Consider the following 16,183-nt stretch of genomic DNA (forward strand, 5'->3'; position numbering starts at 1 on the left):
TTGGTGGCGTAGCCGAACATGATGCCCTGGTCGCCTGCGCCCTCTTCCTTGACCTCGCCCGGCTGAAGCGCATCGACGCCCTGCGCGATGTCGGCCGACTGCGGATGCAGGAGGATCTCGATATCCGCCGTCTTCCAGTGAAAACCTTCCTGCTCGTAGCCGATGTCCTTGATCGCGCCGCGCACGACGCTCTCGATCTGCTCGTTGGTGACCGATGCGGGACCACGGGTCTCGCCCGCGATCACGACCTTGTTTGTGGTCGCGAGCGTTTCGCAGGCCGCGCGGATCTGCCACGGGTCAATGCCCGCTTTCGGTCCTTCGCGGTAGAACAGATCGACGATCTCATCGGAGATCCGGTCGCAGACCTTGTCCGGATGGCCTTCAGACACGGACTCGCTGGTGAAGAGATAGGACGCTCGCATCAGTAACCCCTTGTCCCGCCCCATTGGGCAGTCGTTTGCGATGTTTACTTTTGGTTGATGTCAATCACGCCGGCGCGAGATGACGTAGGATTCGTCGTAAAACCAGAGCCCGTTGTACTTTCGCAGCACGTCCCTGGCGGCATCCAGAGTGCGGCCGTTTTGAGTCATTTCTCCCGAAAAACGACCTGGTGGCGATCACACAGGCGCGAGCCGCATCCCGCCGCAAGCACAAGAGTGCGGCTCTGAATTTTTGATCGAAGGAAGCTCTATTCATATCGGCGCTCGTGAAACCAAAATTCGGCTCCACTCGTTCATAGTTGCGGTCAGGCGCCGCAAGCCCCTGCCAAGCATTTCAAGATCAATGCGGTAGGAAAGCCGGAAACCTGTTGGGTCGCCGAGGGCCGTGCCCGAGACTGCTGCGACACCAGCGTTCATCAACAACGCCTTGACGACGTCGTCGCCGTTGAATTCTCCGCTATCGCCGGTGGCGCGCCGCTGAAGCCCGCAGAGATCGAGGTAGAAGAACAATCCGCCTTGGGCAGCGGGCAGCGGTATCAATCTCAGCTTTGAAAAGATCGAGAGTCCGAGTGTTCGCGCGTCCGCAATGTGGCGCCGCAATTCCAATTCGAAGGCTGAATCGCCGGACTTGAGATGATACAGCAGCGCATGCTGCGCAATGACATCGGGATTCGATGTTGTATGGGTTTGTAGCGCCTTAACCGCACTGATAAAAGCGTTGGGCGGGGCGCCACCGGTAGGATCGGGTGATGGGCATGTGGGGGATGAGCGAAAGCCCCGTAGCATTCGCCGAAGATTATCCAGAGGTTCCGTTCCCTCGCGAGTTGGGCAATACCAGCAAAGATGTCGCGGTCGTAGACCGTGCCCGTCGGATTGTTTGGTGTGTTGACCACGATCGCCTTGGTCCTTGACGTGATGGCCGCGGCGAGATCTGTCGGCATCGGCACATAACTGTTGTGCCGAGTCTCGACAAAAATCGGTGCGCCGCCAGCAATAATGATCTGTTTGGGGAAATTCGTCCGATAGGGGACTGGGATCAGTACTTCGTCGCCGGGATTTAGAAGAGCCATGGCGGCATTGGAGAGCGCTTGCTTAGCGCCGCTCGTCACAGCGATTTCGTCTGCTGACCATGGCTGAGTCGTCTCGGCGGAAACCTTGCAAGCGCACGCATGGCGCAGCTCCAGCAACCCGATCGCGTCGGTATGGCGGTTGAGGTTGCCATCAATCGGTGCGATCGCGCCCTCGCGCACCGATGGAGCGAGTTCGCTCCAGATCTTTCCTGCGGTCAAATCGATAATCTCATCGCCGCGTGCAATACCCTCTGTCGCAGCAGTCCTCGTCGCAGTGCGACCCCACAACTTTATCAAGGCTGCCCGGTGCGCCAACACGAGCGCTCTCCCTCAAAATAAATGTAAGCGTTGCTGCACTGATCGGAGGTTTGCCGGATATCTTGGAAAGAGATTCCCGTACTAAGCGGACGCAACTCAGAGTCAATGTCGGATCGTTTTCTGACGGCGAAATATACTTGTATCGCTGCTTCTGTACCTATCCGTCGTGCAAAGTGAACTACTCGAGATGGCACAAAATTCGGCAAGCCGATCACAGAGCTTGAGTTGTCTTGCCATTCAGTGAGATCTCCACGAGGACGAGCAGGTGCTATGTTGGAAATTTCAGTGTCGGGCAACGCTAGAAAGGACGGGTGCATGGCGGCAGTCTGTTACGAACGGGTCATTTTGTGCATATGAACTATTACCGTTGGTCGTCCAGTTGGAGATACGGCGCTTGTGCTCGGATGAGTTCGTCGTACCCCAATAGGTAGAAGACTCGTCGAGCGTCGCAAAATTGGACTCAATACTCGCAATGCCTTCCCTAGCCATGATGCGACCGCACACCCGGCGAATGGCCACTACTGCAGCTCGCATAGAGTGATTTGCCCAGATCACCCTAGAGATGCGTGCGCGTCGCAATATGCAGAGACCGGCGTTCCGTGGTAGTTTGTTGGGATGATCACGATGGGCACTCAATTCTGGCATGCACCCGCAAATGCAAGGATCTCGTCCGCGATGCGTTTTCGCGAGTGAATGAGGATCGCGTCGGCCCCTGCGTCGGCGTAAGCGTGAGCGCGCGAAACTGCTTCGTCCTTTTCACGACCAAAGTCCGTCATGGCAGTCATCGTTCGAGCAAATCGTAGGTCGGAGCATATCGGCAGGTGGCGAGTTCACACCTCGATCGGGTTCGGTTGCGCGAACAGATCCATCTTGCAGGCCGAGTATCCTAGGAGGCCTGACCTGCGCTGCTTTGACCAGGCACTGATTGGCACGCCTCCGTGATCTCGATCAATGGCTAGCGTTGGTAGTTGACTGGAGCATAAAGCGTTGGATGTCGACAACAACGAGCAAGCAATTCCGAGCCTTCTGCTGGTCGGGGGCGATTGATCGCGACATCCATCGTCCGACGCAAATCGGTGAAGAAGTTCGACCGCTCGCGATCGTGCAGCCCCAGCTTTGCGTGGTCAGCCTTTGGAACAGCGAGGACCAATTCGTATGCCACGTTTCCTTCACGGATGTCTCGGCTGACCCAAACGGCGCTGTCGCAGTTCCGACGTAAGTGGCTTGCTTCAAAGTCAGTCAAAACCTGGCGATCCCTTCAAGTGCTTGTCTCGACTACGAATTGTCGCGTCGGCCGCGAGTGGTACGACACTTGCTGCTCTCATCTCAGAGCCTTGCAAAGTTCTTGGAGAAGCGCATGCACAGCGTCATCTATATCAAACAGGTTCCCGAGTCCGCTCGAATTCGCGTGCGGCCTCTCACCAATATCAGCGAGCGCCCCAACGGTGACCGTCATCGAGTCCCTCGAATGGCTCTTGTTGGAAGGGGTGCTGGACCTGCGCGAGGAGTTCGACTGCGAAATCACCGTCCTTCCAGTAGATACCGCAAATGGAGCGGATTCCATTCCCAGGGTATTGTCCTTATACGAGCCCGCCGTGCTCTTCGCCGATCCCGTATACGCCGACGCCGGCTCACCGCCGATGAGCTATGCGGCCGGCGGCCGCGATCCTCAAGAATTTGCAGGAGATATAGTCCGGCCGAGCTTATCTTCGTTCGCAAGCAGATCATTAAGGGTGAGTTCAAACAGCCGGAGCCCGGCACCAGACGGACCTGCGCACTGCAGCTCACGCAGCTGCTCAAAATTGGGGCGAAGAGTCTCGCCGCGCGAGCGATCGAGTGACCGGCTGATGCTCGACTGGCGGATCGGGGCACCGTCGAGGCGGGGGAATATCGGCCCAGGCGTGTCACGCGCTCTACTATCAGTCGGACGTCGAGGGAACACGTGGACACGGCGATCTAAACCGGCGGAAACGCGGGAACGTTCCGACTTCGCCTGTATCGGCATCGTGTGCAGATCTTACCCGCGCTGCGAGCCGCTTGCGATCCGCGGCTATCATGGCATTTGCGGGACCGCATTACGAGCGGGAAGAGGTTGCGAGCTAATCTGCGTCTGAAACGAGTTCAGTTGAACGGCGCAATAGCGGCCTTCTGGCGATCACGTGAGGCGCTACATGAATCTCTTTAGCTTCGTCGAATGCGCGATCCAAACGCAATCTCTAAAATCTCTGTTTGATCTGCTTGTGAACTGTGCAAGCGAACAGGGCTACACTGAGGTCGCTTACGGAGCGCTCACGTTCGCGGAGCCGCTTCGTCTACCGGGGTGCCCTCCGCCTCTGGTGGCTATGAAGGCTCCGCCCGACTGGTGTCAACGCTATTTGGAACGCAAGTACTATAACGTCGATCCAGTAGTACGGCGGACACCGATGTTTGCGGGACCATTTCTATGGGACGAACTCGCCAAAGAATATCAGCTGCAGGCATGTGAGCAACGCGTACTAGAGGAGGCCAGAGAGGCAGGCCTGAAGCGCGGCATCAGCGTGCCACTATTTGGGCCATCAGGCCGAATATCTGTGGTGTCATTCGCGTCCCGTTTTGATGATGCCGATCCTCAGGGCAATGTGAGGCATCTCAACGCGCTGGCTTGGCACTTCCATGTTGCATTTGCGGAGATCGCAAGGCCCAGCGACAGTGCCTGCGATAGGAAAGTGACCCTATCGGAGCGCGAAAAGGATTGCCTACGATGGGTGGCGGAGGGAAAATCGTCCTGGGAAATCGGTAAGATACTAAATGTTAGTGAGAATACAGTGAATTTTCATCTTAAGAACGCAATACGAAAGCTCGGCACCGCGAACCGGACTCAAGGCCTTGTAAAGGCGCTTCGTCTTGGTCTTATTGAATTTTCGGCGCCTGCGTTGGCAGCGCCGATGGTCGCCTAGCGGGTGTCGCGTCCACTCTCAGGACTCCCTAGAATGCGGTTAAATGAAATCTGAGAAAGAGCGCGCCTCGCGGCAGTATGTCTCGGTAGGAGGAGGTGGTGGGGTCTGCGTGCCGAGTCCGACTTGCTGCAACTCATCGAGCGCAAGAAGCATCGGCCGGGCCGACTGCTCGTCTGGCTATTTTGATCTTTAGGTGTGCAAAATGCGCCTACGCAACGTGAGAGTTACTGAAATAGCGCCGTTCGATGATGCGTCAAAAATCTTGGCGGCGAGATCGACTTGATTTTCGCGACCGATTATGCGTTGCTAAGATGCTCCTCGCACTGTTCGAAAGCTACCGGCGTATACTGCAGGTCACACATCATCGCCAGTCTGCCGATTACGTCAAAGAGGTGGTTTAGGTCTGCTTCGCAGGCTGATGAGAATGACGTCCACTTTTGCCCTGATTGCCGAATGCAAACCGCCTGGATTGGTGCTACCAAAGCACGAAAAGTAGCAACAAGTGGCATACAAACCCATTTGAGTCGCTCAATTTCCGATGCGGATACTGAAACTAACGTGTTCGGTTCAAAATTACGCTTGAGACGCCTTGCGCGGTCGGTGTCGTTCAGCACTTCCGCACCGAACTATCCCCGGGCCTCGCGGACGTCAAATACATTAAGCTGGCACTCCCCAAGGCACGCAGGTGCCTGCCCCCCAAATGAATAGCTCAAAGAGCCCCGGCCCAAGGGTCGGAGCTCTCGATCGCGATTCCAGGTGAGAAGATCGTTATTTTAGGACTACGGGCCAGCCAAACCTGTAATTGAGCCGCGCGGTCACGAGATCGAAATCCTGGCGGATGCGATCGTTCCCAAGCGTACCAGCTCCAGCGGCTGCGAAGCTCACGTCGCTGGTCGGCATGAACACGTGATCGTACTCGACACCAGCTGACCAGTTCGGCGTCAGGTTGATCTCGAGCCCAGCACCAACGGCGCCCGCCCAACGTGTGGTGTCCGCGCTGCCAAGCTGCGTGCCTGGGGGAACGGAGTTGATCTGATAGTTGCTGCTCACTACGGCGGCGCCCCCTTTGGCATAGAGCAGCACGTTGCTGATGGCATAACCGATCTGGCCAGTAATCAAGCCAAACCCGTCTACCCTCGTGTGATTGCTATTAGCCGGAAAAGCCGTGCTGACGTTGGAGCCGTTGAAATCAGCCCAGTTGCCCTGGCCTTCGACGCCAAGCACTGTCTGGCCGATCTGCCAACGATAACCGATTTGCCCACCGACTGTACCGCCGCTTGCGTCGTGGGAGCCCTCAGGAGTCGTGCCAGCGAAATCCCAGGAGCTGTGGCTCGAACCCCAGCCGCCGTTGATACCAGCATAGAAACCACTCCAGTCGTAGAGCGCGACCGCGACCGGTGCGGGCGGCGGTGGCGCCTTGGTGTAGACGGGCTGTGCAGCGGGATCCGCAGCGAATGCAGGCGCCGCAGCGCTGAGTACGACGATACTCGCAGTCATAAGCAACAAGTTCTTCATTTCGAGCTTCATTTCCTTCAGTGGCCCCCGGCCGCGCCGCGTCATAACAGCACCAACGCGAATTGCTGTAGCTGCGACGCAACATTCACTCTCAAAGAATCAGCTTGATTCTGACACTGCGTAAGGTTGTACGCTTGAACGCCACTAACAACGGACGCGCCGAGCAGAATCCGATGCGTGCAGTAATTTCGACAATGGAATTGGTGGCTGTGTGTCAAAGCTCGTCAACGATGGACGGCCGCTCGTATGCTTTCTCTGATGGACAATTGGTGTGCTTCGCAATGCAGCTAGATGTCTACGGCAACACGCGTACTTTCCTCGAAACTGTCGAGCCCATCTGTGAGAGAATAAGCGGCGAGGATGCTACACTGTATTGGCAGCTGGTCCAAGGAAAGCTGCGCGCTATGTCCTCACTGCCTCCATCGCACGAGGGACGCGCGCGGAAATGATTCCCTATACTGAACCGGACTAGCAGCTCGATAATGCTTTGCTACGTGCGCAGCAGCGAACGTCAGAGGGCTGATGAACGGTGCGTCTTCGACCACTTTCGGACACCGGCGATGCCTGAGATGGATGCTCCGCCGCTCGCGGGTCTCCCATGCGATCGCGAACGTAACCATGCACTTTTCGGGAGCGACTTCCTCTTTCTATCTGATCCCTATTAACCCAGTTTGCGCCACGGGATGAGCATGCCGACCTGTCTTTGGTATCGGCCGTACTCCTCACCGAACAGTTGGAGAAGATCTCGCTCTTCGAAGAAGATCCCGACAAAGATGTAGGTGGTGGTCACGGCCGCAAACAGTAAATGCCCGATCGTCATGACGGGCGCGGTCCAGAACGCGATGATGAAGCCGAGATAGATGGGATGTCGCACGAATTTGTAGTAGAGCGGCGTCCGGAAGCGGTATGCCGCGACCCGTGAGACTGGCTGTGACATGACGTAGTCCGAACAATTCGAAATGGTCGATCAGGAACGTGCTGGCGAACACCATCGTCCAGCCGATGATTGATAGGGTCCCAATCATTACGAACACGTCGGGGTCCTCGACCTGCCAAATAACTGCCGGAAGCGGTCGCCACTGCCAGAATAACAACATGAGGCAAAGACTCGCGATTAGCACGTAAGTACTTCGTTCGATGCAGTTCGGCACATATCGCGTCCACGAATTCTTGAACCACTTGCGCGCCATGCCGGTGTTCTGAACGGCAAATAGAGCCATCAACGATGTTTTATGGAAAGCGCATCGATAGCCGACGTGTCAGGCCCCGTGTCAATAGTCTTCGGTACGCCTATGCCGCTTATGAAGTCGATAGCGTAGACAATCGTGATGACAAAAGCCGCGTAAGCGAGCAAGCCATAGAGAAGAGCGATTAATCGTAGGCTTATGGACTTCACTTTAAGCATGAAGTGACCCTCGCTTTCAGGAAACGGCTTGCCTAGGGCTGCGTGGCGCTGAAGAATCTGAAATCACGCGATCACAGCCTCCCGGTCCTCCACATAGTCCGTGATGCAGCTTGTGCCCCAAATGCCTCGATGAACATCAAAAAAGAGCCGTCGACCGTGTGCAGAGAGCGGATTTGCAACTAGGGGAAAGCCCGCTGCGATTGTCCTCAGAACGAAATGATAACGAGCAGGTCTCATCGTGAACTCCTGGTGCAGTGCGGTGCGAGCAACATTGGTTGCGGGGCCTTCGTCCTCATCCCAGCAAATGGCGTGTCGATCGTGGAAGAGCGGCGCATCTGGCCCCGACGAGAGAACGCGCGCGCCGGTGGCGGCTCAAAAGAATAGTGTTGAGGCCTGTTGGATTTCTGACATCGCCGTTGCCACCGAATACGGGTTGGCAAATGGGCGCCTATGTGACCCAGCCATCCCTCACGCCTCGCCTGAGTGAGTTCTGACGATGATGCGCCCTATGGCGAATCGGTTTCGTAGTGCTCTAATGCGCTTCATCGCTCGATGCGCCGGTGGCTCGAGTTGGCATGTCCCGACTTCCAACACCTTACCTGGTCATTGGGATTGACTCCGCAGCCGGCGAAGCATGCTGCCGATTGTTTCGAATCGCTCATCGCACTTGATGACGACCGCGGCATGGCGGTGCCGCCCGGCTTTGTTGAGCATTGGGAGCGGATCGATGGTCAGTCGCTGCGGCTTTCCGTTTCCACGATGCGAGCCGGTTGATAGCTTTCAGGCTTTCGGCCCCGACCATTTGTTGAGGTCTCAACGTAACAGAATTACTGAGGTGCGGCAGTCGTTCGATCGGCTCGAGAAGAGGACCACCAACTCGCCACCGTGATTGCAGACGCTAGTAGTGGCGAAACACTCCTCGATTAGCGTCGTGGGCCCTCCGGCTAGGTAATCCGTGTTTGTTGGCCACTGTCGACAAGCGGCTGTTCGCCGCGTTCGAGCGCAAGGTGTGCAAAGCACATCCCGCACCCCTAAGAGCCCCCCGACGGTGACTCATTCACATTAAGCGGCGATCTGAACAACCATCATAGCCAGCTATCCTAATTCGCAGAAGATTCCGCGCCTCAGACCGTGCAAAGCCCTGAGCCGCGGACAATCGCAGTGCTATTGGTGGGAAAGAAGAGCTCGAAGTGACTGGCGCGTCACGTTGTAGGCTGGAGTCCATATTACGCGGGCGATGGCGGCGTCAAAAGCCCAGTTGATGCTAACATTGGAGTGACTTGTGTCTGAAGGAAGCTGGCCAAAAGAGCCGTCAGGGCATGGAAAGCCAACGCTCTGCGCTCCGGATGATGATCTCTATCTCTGGCTGGAAGAGATAGAGGGCGCTCGACTTTGTCGAGCAGCAGAATGGCAAGACTCTGCAGGTGTTTGGCGGAGCGACATTCACACGGATCGCGACACGTTGGCTTCGATCTGCGATCGGGCGGACAATATTCCTTATGCCGCCGGCACGGCGACCAGCTCTACAATCTTTGGAAAGATTCCAACAATCCGCGGGGCCTCTGGCGTCGGACCACTTTAGAAGAGTTCCGCAAATCGAAGCCGTCATGGGACGTTTTACTTGATGTGGATCGGCTGGCGGTCGTTGAAGGTGAGGACTGGTTTGTAACCTCGACCACCATGCTGCCTGATAGCTCGCAAGTCCTACTCGCTCTGTCACGGGGCGGCAGCGATGCTGTGACGTTGCGCCAGTTCGGCTTGGCTACAAAGAGCTTTGTGGCTGACGGGTTTGTCCTTGAGGAAGCCAAGGGTAGTGCCACTTGGGTCGACCAGGACACTCTGCTGTTGTCCAGCGCCTATGGCGAGGGCATGGCGACAGTTTCGGGCTATGCCCGGACCGTCCGATTTGTGGCGCCGCGGCGAAGCCATCGACCGAGCGGCCGTGGTGTTCGAGACCGCGCCCGATCACATCGGCGTCAGCTGCAGGATCGATTGAACAGGCGAAGAGAAACGCGTCTGGTTCACCGATCAGCTGGATTTCTTCAATTCCTACACATGGCTCGGAATCGACTCAGGGGCGAACATCAGGTTCGACCTTCCTACCGATATCTGGCTTCAGGCGCACCAGGATCGGCTCGCGGTGAAGCTCCGCGCGGCTGCGACATTCGCCAGAGTGATTTACCCGACAGATACCCTGGTCGGCATATCGTTGACCGACTTTCTCGATGGGAAGCACAATTTCGTGGTGCTTTTTATGGAGAGCACTGCAGGGATTTTACGGGTCGGCCGGTAGGCTTGTCCTCTCCATCCTGGACGAGCTGCGGCCCGTGTTTGAGATCTGCACGCCATTTGCCGCGACTTCGAGCCGCGAGCAGGTGAGCGTGCTTCCCGATATCGGCGTCGTTGACGTCTGACCGCTTGATCGCGATCCATTAGAGAGCAATGGTAACCTGCTTGCGAAGATCCGGGATTCGCTTACGCTTCCGGTACTGATGCTTTTGGAGCAGGGTGTCGCCAGCCCAGCCGTGCTCAAGGAGGCGCCGAAGACCTTTGTTGCTGATGGTCTGGTGATCACTCAGCATGAGGCGATCTCGGTCGACGGCGAGCATTCCGTATGTGCAGACCGGCCCGAAACAGGAGACGTGAGAGGCGCCCGTCTATATGAGTGGTTATGGCGGGTTCGGCATCTCAGTGAAGTCGTACTACAATTCCGCGCTCGGCACGAGCGTGGGGGCACCCCTGTGGAGGCACATTTGCGCGGCGGCGGCGACTTCGGCACGCAATGACATGATGCCGGGGCGGCTGGCCGGCAAGCAGCTCTCCCATGACGATTTCGCAAGCGTTGCGGCCGACCTTGTCCGCGGCGGCGTCACGCAGGCAAAACGGATCGTGGCCGAGGGCGGATCGAACGGCGGAATTCTCATCGCCAATATGCTGACGCGGTACCCTGAGCGTTTCGGCGCGCTGTTCTGCACCATCCCGCTGATCGACATGCGCCGCTACACCAAGCTGCTCGCGGGCGCGAGTTGGATCGCGGAATTTGGCGATCCTGACAGGCCCGAAGAATGGGAATGGCTCAAAACCTATTCGGCCTACCATATTGCCAAGCCCGGGCAAGATTACCCGCCGATCCTGATCGCGACGAGCGGCGGGACGATCGCGTCCATCATGGACACGCTCGCAAGATGGTCGCCAAGCTTCAGGCGATGGGCTACGAGGCTTATCTCTACGAGCCAGAGGCGGGCGGTCACGGCTATGGCAGGGACAACAAGGAACATGCTGGCTTTCAGGTGCTGAGCTTCCAATTCCTGAAAAGCAAGATCGGCTGGCCGGACGCGTAGGCTTAAGCGAGCTTCGTCCCTATCGATCCCGCAAACCAGCCTGAAATTGCTAGCCGGAGTGCTAGGCGACCCGGACAGCGCGAGGTTCGAATCGAGCGCGGGTTTCTCGTGTCTCTTTCCGCAAACGCTCGTTCGACACTGCCGACAAATCAACGCGTAACGCTTAGTGTCTTCTTACCATTGTCATATTCGCATAGCCAACAGCTAGATTTGCTACGATCTAGATAGACCACTCCTGAGCTTGGAAAAAAATTGAAGGGTATCCGGTGGGTTCCGGAGGCCTTGCGCATGCAACCCACGCATGCTTGGCAGTTCTACTTTATCTCTGCTAGATGCGTGCTCAGAAATGCCAAGGGAGTTCTTATGGCCAAGACGCTGAATAAGATTGTACGTCGTGAATACACGAAGACTGACGTGAAGGAACTGCGCGCACATTCGAGGGCGAAAACTCCCGTTACGAAAATCGCAAAGCTTACAAAGCGAACGACCGGATCGCTGCGCCAGAAGGCGCGAAAGTTGGGCATCCCGCTCGGACACCGACGGTAGTCAGCGCGCCGCAAGGGTAGAAGCACCGCGCACAAGCACCTGAAATCGAGTGCATCGGCAGGAAGAAGCTCAGCGTTATCTAAGTTCGGCGTCATGCACTTACCGCCAATATCGACCCGCCGTGCCCATGAGGCCTGCTCGTGCGGAACGCAAGGCGCTGCCGGGCAACCGTATGAACGGCAACAGCTCGGCGGCATTATCGAATGCCGCCGAGATCTCACCGGCCACATCATCGAGCGCGCTTGCGTCGACCGGGAGCTCTTTTGTCGAACCTGAGCCATGTCTTGATTTTCGGCCAGAAGCGCTGCGCTTTTGGCGCAATCAAATGCGAGTTCAGGCACCACTCTTCCATGGACCCTATAGACTGGTCGCACGACGGCGACGGCTATCTCGGCCGCTCCTGTCTCAATCGCTACGAGACCGGCACGGCCAACGTGATTGGCGCTGCGATTGGCCAACAGTCCCGGCCGAATCTTCGCCTAGCTGCGGTTGCTGTTGTGGCCTAATCCTGAACGCATTGCTCGGCCAGTCGTCACCCCAACCGCGCCAATAACCGAAGACCGTTATCGCCGGACGTTGGAAGTTATATCCCTACCGTTCGGGAGGCGTTTTAGTCATGGCAATGCATATCGATTGAGCCACTCTCGAACTCGCAGGCGTATTGGCCCGGCGCGTCAAAAACACGGGGGTATGTCACTGTTCGAATCGGCCGCTTTCCGCGAGCGTTCGTAACGATCTCGTGTACACCTTAGAACGCAGCTTATCCAACCTCGCTAGTCCCTCCTCAATTAAATTCGTCGGAAGATAGCTAAAGCACAGGCGTACATGCTGGCCACTTCGTGGGCCATAATGACGGCCGTGCACGAGGTGCACGTCGTGCTCGCAGCGCGCAACCTCAATGAAAGCTTCAGCCTCAATTCCAGGGGCGAGCCGTACCCAAAACGAAAAACCACCGCTTGGAAGGAGATAGTCTGGCTCGCAAAACCGACTACCCTGCAGCAACGTGTGCAAGCTGTCGCGCTTGGCACGATAATGCTGGCGTAGTCGCACAATGTGCGTATCAAGTGCGTCCGACTGCAGCAACGATAAAACGATATTACTGACAATAGGGCTGACGCCGCCGTCGCATTTGAGGCGTGCCAACCTGGTGATGATATCCGAATCTGCAACGACCCAACCCACTCGCAATCCCGGTCCAGCCAGCTTGGAGATGCTGTGGATATTTATGACGTTGCCGCCTGGCGGTAGCCAATCAGCTATACCGCTGTACGGCAACTCCGAATAGACGAGATCCTGTACCAACACCACCCCATGTTGGGCCAGCATTGCTGCAACCCGGGCCATATGGGCGCGCGATATCTGGCGCCCAGTCGGATTATGAAATGCCGGCGACGTGTAGAAAAGTTTCACGCGGGCATTACGGCGCAAGGCCGACTCGAGTTCGTTCAGATCGACGCCATCGGCTCTCATCCCAAGCTGAATGATAGTGGCTCCCGTAATCGAAAAGATGCGCAGTGCACCGAGGTAAGACGGGTCCTCGGTCAGAACGACGTCGCCCGGGTCGAGCCAGGCGTCGCCGATCAATTGCAGAGCCTGTGAAGCACCAGCGCTAAGGATAACCTCCTCATGCTGCACATTATAACGCTGTGCGAGCCTGCTCCGGAGCTTAGGCAAACCCACCGCATCCGTATATTGAAGCAGATCGGCGGTGGCGACACCGGTATTTTGGCTTAATGCGTCCGGCCAGGCCAGCTCTGAGAACATCGCAGCATCGGGGAGCCCATACCCGAAATTAATGGCGTGCTTCGCAGCTGAGTAGTTGAAGGGCGCAAAGTTCTGAGCGAGGGAGCTGCGCGTCGAGACAGGCGCTTTCATGGTTTTCTCGTTCATATCTCGCTATTTTGCTTAGCTTGGTGCGCGCGAAATCGCTCATTGTACGCTGCGACAAAACGCGTAGGTATTGCGGAGCTGAGGCGTGGGAAGTCTATCTTTGGTGGCAGGCCAGCTTTTGCTGCGAGTTTACCGAAGGACGGCTGCCATGCTGTACCGAAGAAATGCCGTCCGTATCGAATCGAAAGCTCTGGTACCACAGGGTACAGCAGGCTCAGGAACAGCGAGATCTCCATGGTGTTCCACATGCCGCAATTGTCACGCGCAAAATCGGCGACCTCGAAGTACCTATCGACGATATCAAGCGCCTCCCAAAATCGGAGGTCCTCGATTGTATCGGCATAACGCTGAGCGAGGATGCGTAGACGAGATCTGAGACGTCTAGTGTCCAATATGCGTGCGTTGTTGGCATATTTGCGTAACGCATCCTCCCAGACCCGAAGCTGTGATGCCGCCATGATCAACCCGTCAACATTAAACTCGTTCTCGTTTTTGCCGAAGGGCCGCGCAATTCGAGCGAGCGCGTAACGAAGTACATTGGGATCCACTTCGCGCGCTACTTCGTCAGCCCAAAGCGCATGGTCGCGACTGGTCGAAAACTTTTCGCCCTCGAGCTTGTAGAAATCCTGGATCGAATGGTTTGTGGGAATTGGATAGCCACGCGCGAGCAGGGCGCCGGTCACTCCTATCGTGTAGTAGAAGCGGTTGTCCTGGCCCATGAAAAACACAAGCCGGGTGCTAGGGTCGTGCATGGTCGATTTTACGTCCAGAAAATCATTGGCGCATTGCTCACGAATTGCGGTGTCGTAGCACCACAAGCCTTCGAACCATGTAAGCAGGGTTTGGCCGAACAAAGCTTCAGACGTTAGCAGCTCCACACCATGACTGAAGTGGCGCGACATTGGCAAACCATGCTTATCGTTGGCCAGCCAAGCCCGCGCCTTCTCTCGTATGGGCTCGGCCCAGGCGCTTTGTCCAATAGCTGCGTCCAGGGCCTGGGCGAGGCGGGGCGTATCGAACACGGCCTGCTCGATCGACCTTAGTGCAAGAGTGTGGCCGCAGGTGGTGTGCCTGGCATTGCATAATGTGTCGTGGCGAATTGCCAGGCCACAGTTCTCGCACAAGTTACTGTCGGTGGCCGAATTGCATGCCGGACAATTCCCGGTTGCCAGCGAGTCCGCGACAAATTCATCGCAATGCTCGCAATAGAGCTGGACACCGTTGCGGACCTCGACGTAACCGGCCTTCTGCAGCTCACGGAAAATCGAAAGAGCATTCTCCTTGTGTATTTCGCTGGACGTGCGAACGAATACATCGGGGGTGATATGTACCGCACGCAGGCACTGCAGGATCTCGTCAATATGCGTTTGCGCGACCTCGCTGACGGGTTGCCCGAGCTTTCGCGCTTTTACGAGCGTATATGTGCCATGCTCATCTGCGCCTGTGATATAGTGCGCGCGATAACCGGCCATGCGCTGAAAGCGCACGAAAATGTCGGCGAGCAGGTATACGCCGCCGACGTGACCGAGATGCAATTTGCCATTGGGGCAGGGGGGAGCTGGACATACGAAATAGGTGCGCATGTCAATCCCACCAGATAGAGAGGAATTTCAGCGTGCTGTCCTGGCTGAGATTGCGAATAGCGTGCTTCTGGTGCGGGGGCATGTAGAATAAAGTCAGCTCCTTCACCGACCGTGTTTGCCCGCCGGCCTCGAATTCTCCCTCACCAGAAATCAGCACCCATAATTCGTGCTCGTGGTGCGCGTGCAGATCGACCGCGCCACCGGGTTTGACCTCAACGATCGAGGCGCCGAACTCGGGGCTGAGATCATCCGGCAAATGCTCCAGCAGGCGGCAAACCAGAACGCCATATTCGGTTCGCATCAGGGAGCGATCGATCTGCTTCGTGTACACGTCGTCTTTCCTAAGGAGTTGCGATCACTCGCGATAGAATATGCCGTTAGGCGCTTTCAGGTCCTGGAGGTCAGCTATCTTGGCCTCCGGCGGGTTATAGGCACGCTTCATGCGGTTGTATTCGGCGCGATCAGGACCGCCAGTAGATGCCCGCTGGAATACCAAATAGAGCGTGCGGCGAGAGCGATCGCTCTTGTTCGGGAGCGAGTAGTGCGGCGCGTAGTCGTCGAAAATAAACACGTCACCTGCCTTCCACGGCACCGGTTCCCATTCAAAGCTCTCGGCCACCTCCGGGTTGATGACGCCGCCGGCATCCATGGGAAATACTCCCTCCTTATGCCGCCCCGGAGTGAAGAATAGACCTCCATTGTCAGGAGCCGAATCGTCGATCGCGATGGCTGCTATGGCATGTACCATTCGCTCCGGGAGCTTGTGGGGGATGTGATATATGTCCTGATGTGGGCGGTACCCGCCGCTATCGGGATACTTGAAGATTAGCAGCTCCTTAAGCATCCGGGTGTCTTCATCCAGTAGCTTCTCGATCGCGGTACAAATGCGACCGTCGGCCAGTACCGTCTGGCGTAGAGCATCATGGTAGTCCAAGAAGTTCTCGACCTTTGAGATAATCTTACGATCATCGGCGGTCTTCTCGAACCACATCATCCATTTATCGGTGCTTAGTTCCCAGCGTGAGACGTCCTCCACGAAATCGGAGATCCTGTCGCGCGTTGGTGCATCAAAGAAACCTTCAAGCCGAAGATATCCATCCTGATGCCATTTCGCCGTTTGTGCGTCGGTCAGCATTTCA

At 56.7% G+C, this 16,183-nt stretch carries 11 protein-coding genes and 3 pseudogenes; 4 read left to right on the plus strand and 10 right to left on the minus strand.

All coding sequences use genetic code 11. The annotated features are described in order from the left end of the window. The 4 genes and pseudogenes from Q3C01_RS13840 to Q3C01_RS13855 form a co-directional block, all read right to left on the minus strand. Positions 1 to 422: S-adenosylmethionine synthetase N-terminal domain-containing protein (locus Q3C01_RS13840; protein ID WP_458145878.1), on the minus strand; the 422-nt coding region annotated here is incomplete at its 3' end. Positions 423 to 692: 270 nt separating this feature from the next. After that, positions 693 to 950, minus strand: a complete 258-nt coding sequence (locus Q3C01_RS13845) for a hypothetical protein (protein ID WP_458145879.1) — start codon at positions 948 to 950, stop codon at positions 693 to 695. 32 nt (positions 951 to 982) lie between these two features. After that, entirely contained in the window at positions 983 to 1,729 is a 747-nt protein-coding gene (locus Q3C01_RS13850) for a pyridoxal phosphate-dependent aminotransferase (RefSeq protein WP_458145880.1), read from the minus strand. 460 nt (positions 1,730 to 2,189) lie between these two features. Further along, a pseudogene (locus Q3C01_RS13855) lies at positions 2,190 to 2,592 on the minus strand (isocitrate lyase/phosphoenolpyruvate mutase family protein); the annotation flags it as partial. A gap of 1,407 nt (positions 2,593 to 3,999) precedes the next feature. Between Q3C01_RS13855 and Q3C01_RS13860 the strand changes: the two are divergent. Further along, positions 4,000 to 4,764: an autoinducer binding domain-containing protein gene (locus Q3C01_RS13860; protein ID WP_458145881.1), complete on the plus strand. Its 765-nt coding sequence runs from the start codon at positions 4,000 to 4,002 to the stop codon at positions 4,762 to 4,764. Between the two features lie 768 nt (positions 4,765 to 5,532). Here Q3C01_RS13860 and Q3C01_RS13865 read toward each other — a convergent pair. Next, positions 5,533 to 6,279, minus strand: a complete 747-nt coding sequence (locus tag Q3C01_RS13865; protein WP_458145983.1) for an outer membrane protein — start codon at positions 6,277 to 6,279, stop codon at positions 5,533 to 5,535. Between the two features lie 661 nt (positions 6,280 to 6,940). Continuing rightward, a pseudogene (gene mddA, locus Q3C01_RS13870) lies at positions 6,941 to 7,684 on the minus strand (methanethiol S-methyltransferase). Between the two features lie 612 nt (positions 7,685 to 8,296). Between mddA and Q3C01_RS13875 the strand changes: the two are divergent. The 3 genes and pseudogenes from Q3C01_RS13875 to Q3C01_RS13885 all read left to right on the plus strand — a co-directional run bounded on the left by Q3C01_RS13875 (position 8,297) and on the right by Q3C01_RS13885 (position 12,077). Then, on the plus strand, positions 8,297 to 8,458 hold the full coding sequence (locus Q3C01_RS13875) for a hypothetical protein (RefSeq protein ID WP_458145882.1): 162 nt from the start codon (positions 8,297 to 8,299) through the stop codon (positions 8,456 to 8,458). A 508-nt stretch (positions 8,459 to 8,966) separates the two neighbouring features. After that, positions 8,967 to 11,025: pseudogene (locus Q3C01_RS13880) on the plus strand (prolyl oligopeptidase family serine peptidase). Between the two features lie 809 nt (positions 11,026 to 11,834). Next, positions 11,835 to 12,077 (plus strand): hypothetical protein, encoded by a 243-nt coding sequence (locus Q3C01_RS13885; RefSeq protein ID WP_458145883.1) that lies wholly within the window; start codon positions 11,835 to 11,837, stop codon positions 12,075 to 12,077. Between the two features lie 187 nt (positions 12,078 to 12,264). Here the strand turns inward: Q3C01_RS13885 and Q3C01_RS13890 are convergent, their stop codons facing one another. The 4 genes from Q3C01_RS13890 to Q3C01_RS13905 are packed head-to-tail and all read right to left on the minus strand — an operon-like array spanning position 12,265 to position 16,179. Further along, positions 12,265 to 13,446, minus strand: coding sequence for an aminotransferase-like domain-containing protein (locus tag Q3C01_RS13890; protein WP_458145884.1), 1,182 nt, complete (start codon positions 13,444 to 13,446; stop codon positions 12,265 to 12,267). Positions 13,447 to 13,457: 11 nt separating this feature from the next. Then, entirely contained in the window at positions 13,458 to 15,044 is a 1,587-nt protein-coding gene (locus tag Q3C01_RS13895; protein WP_458145885.1) for a class I tRNA ligase family protein, read from the minus strand. Between the two features lies 1 nt (position 15,045). Continuing rightward, positions 15,046 to 15,375 (minus strand): cupin domain-containing protein, encoded by a 330-nt coding sequence (locus Q3C01_RS13900; RefSeq protein WP_458145886.1) that lies wholly within the window; start codon positions 15,373 to 15,375, stop codon positions 15,046 to 15,048. A 24-nt stretch (positions 15,376 to 15,399) separates the two neighbouring features. Beyond that, positions 15,400 to 16,179, minus strand: a complete 780-nt coding sequence (locus tag Q3C01_RS13905) for a phytanoyl-CoA dioxygenase family protein (protein ID WP_458145887.1) — start codon at positions 16,177 to 16,179, stop codon at positions 15,400 to 15,402. Between the last annotated feature and the right edge of the window lie 4 nt (positions 16,180 to 16,183).

The sequence above is a fragment of the Bradyrhizobium sp. UFLA05-109 genome (assembly GCF_054185165.1).

Coding starts and splice junctions, on each gene's coding strand:
- Q3C01_RS13860 (WP_458145881.1), top strand. CDS start 4,000: ATGAATCTCTTTAGCTTCGTCGAATGCGCGATCCAAACGCAATCTCTA.
- Q3C01_RS13865 (WP_458145983.1), bottom strand. CDS start 6,279: ATGAAGAACTTGTTGCTTATGACTGCGAGTATCGTCGTACTCAGCGCT.
- Q3C01_RS13890 (WP_458145884.1), bottom strand. CDS start 13,446: ATGAAAGCGCCTGTCTCGACGCGCAGCTCCCTCGCTCAGAACTTTGCG.
- Q3C01_RS13895 (WP_458145885.1), bottom strand. CDS start 15,044: ATGCGCACCTATTTCGTATGTCCAGCTCCCCCCTGCCCCAATGGCAAA.
- Q3C01_RS13905 (WP_458145887.1), bottom strand. CDS start 16,179: ATGCTGACCGACGCACAAACGGCGAAATGGCATCAGGATGGATATCTT.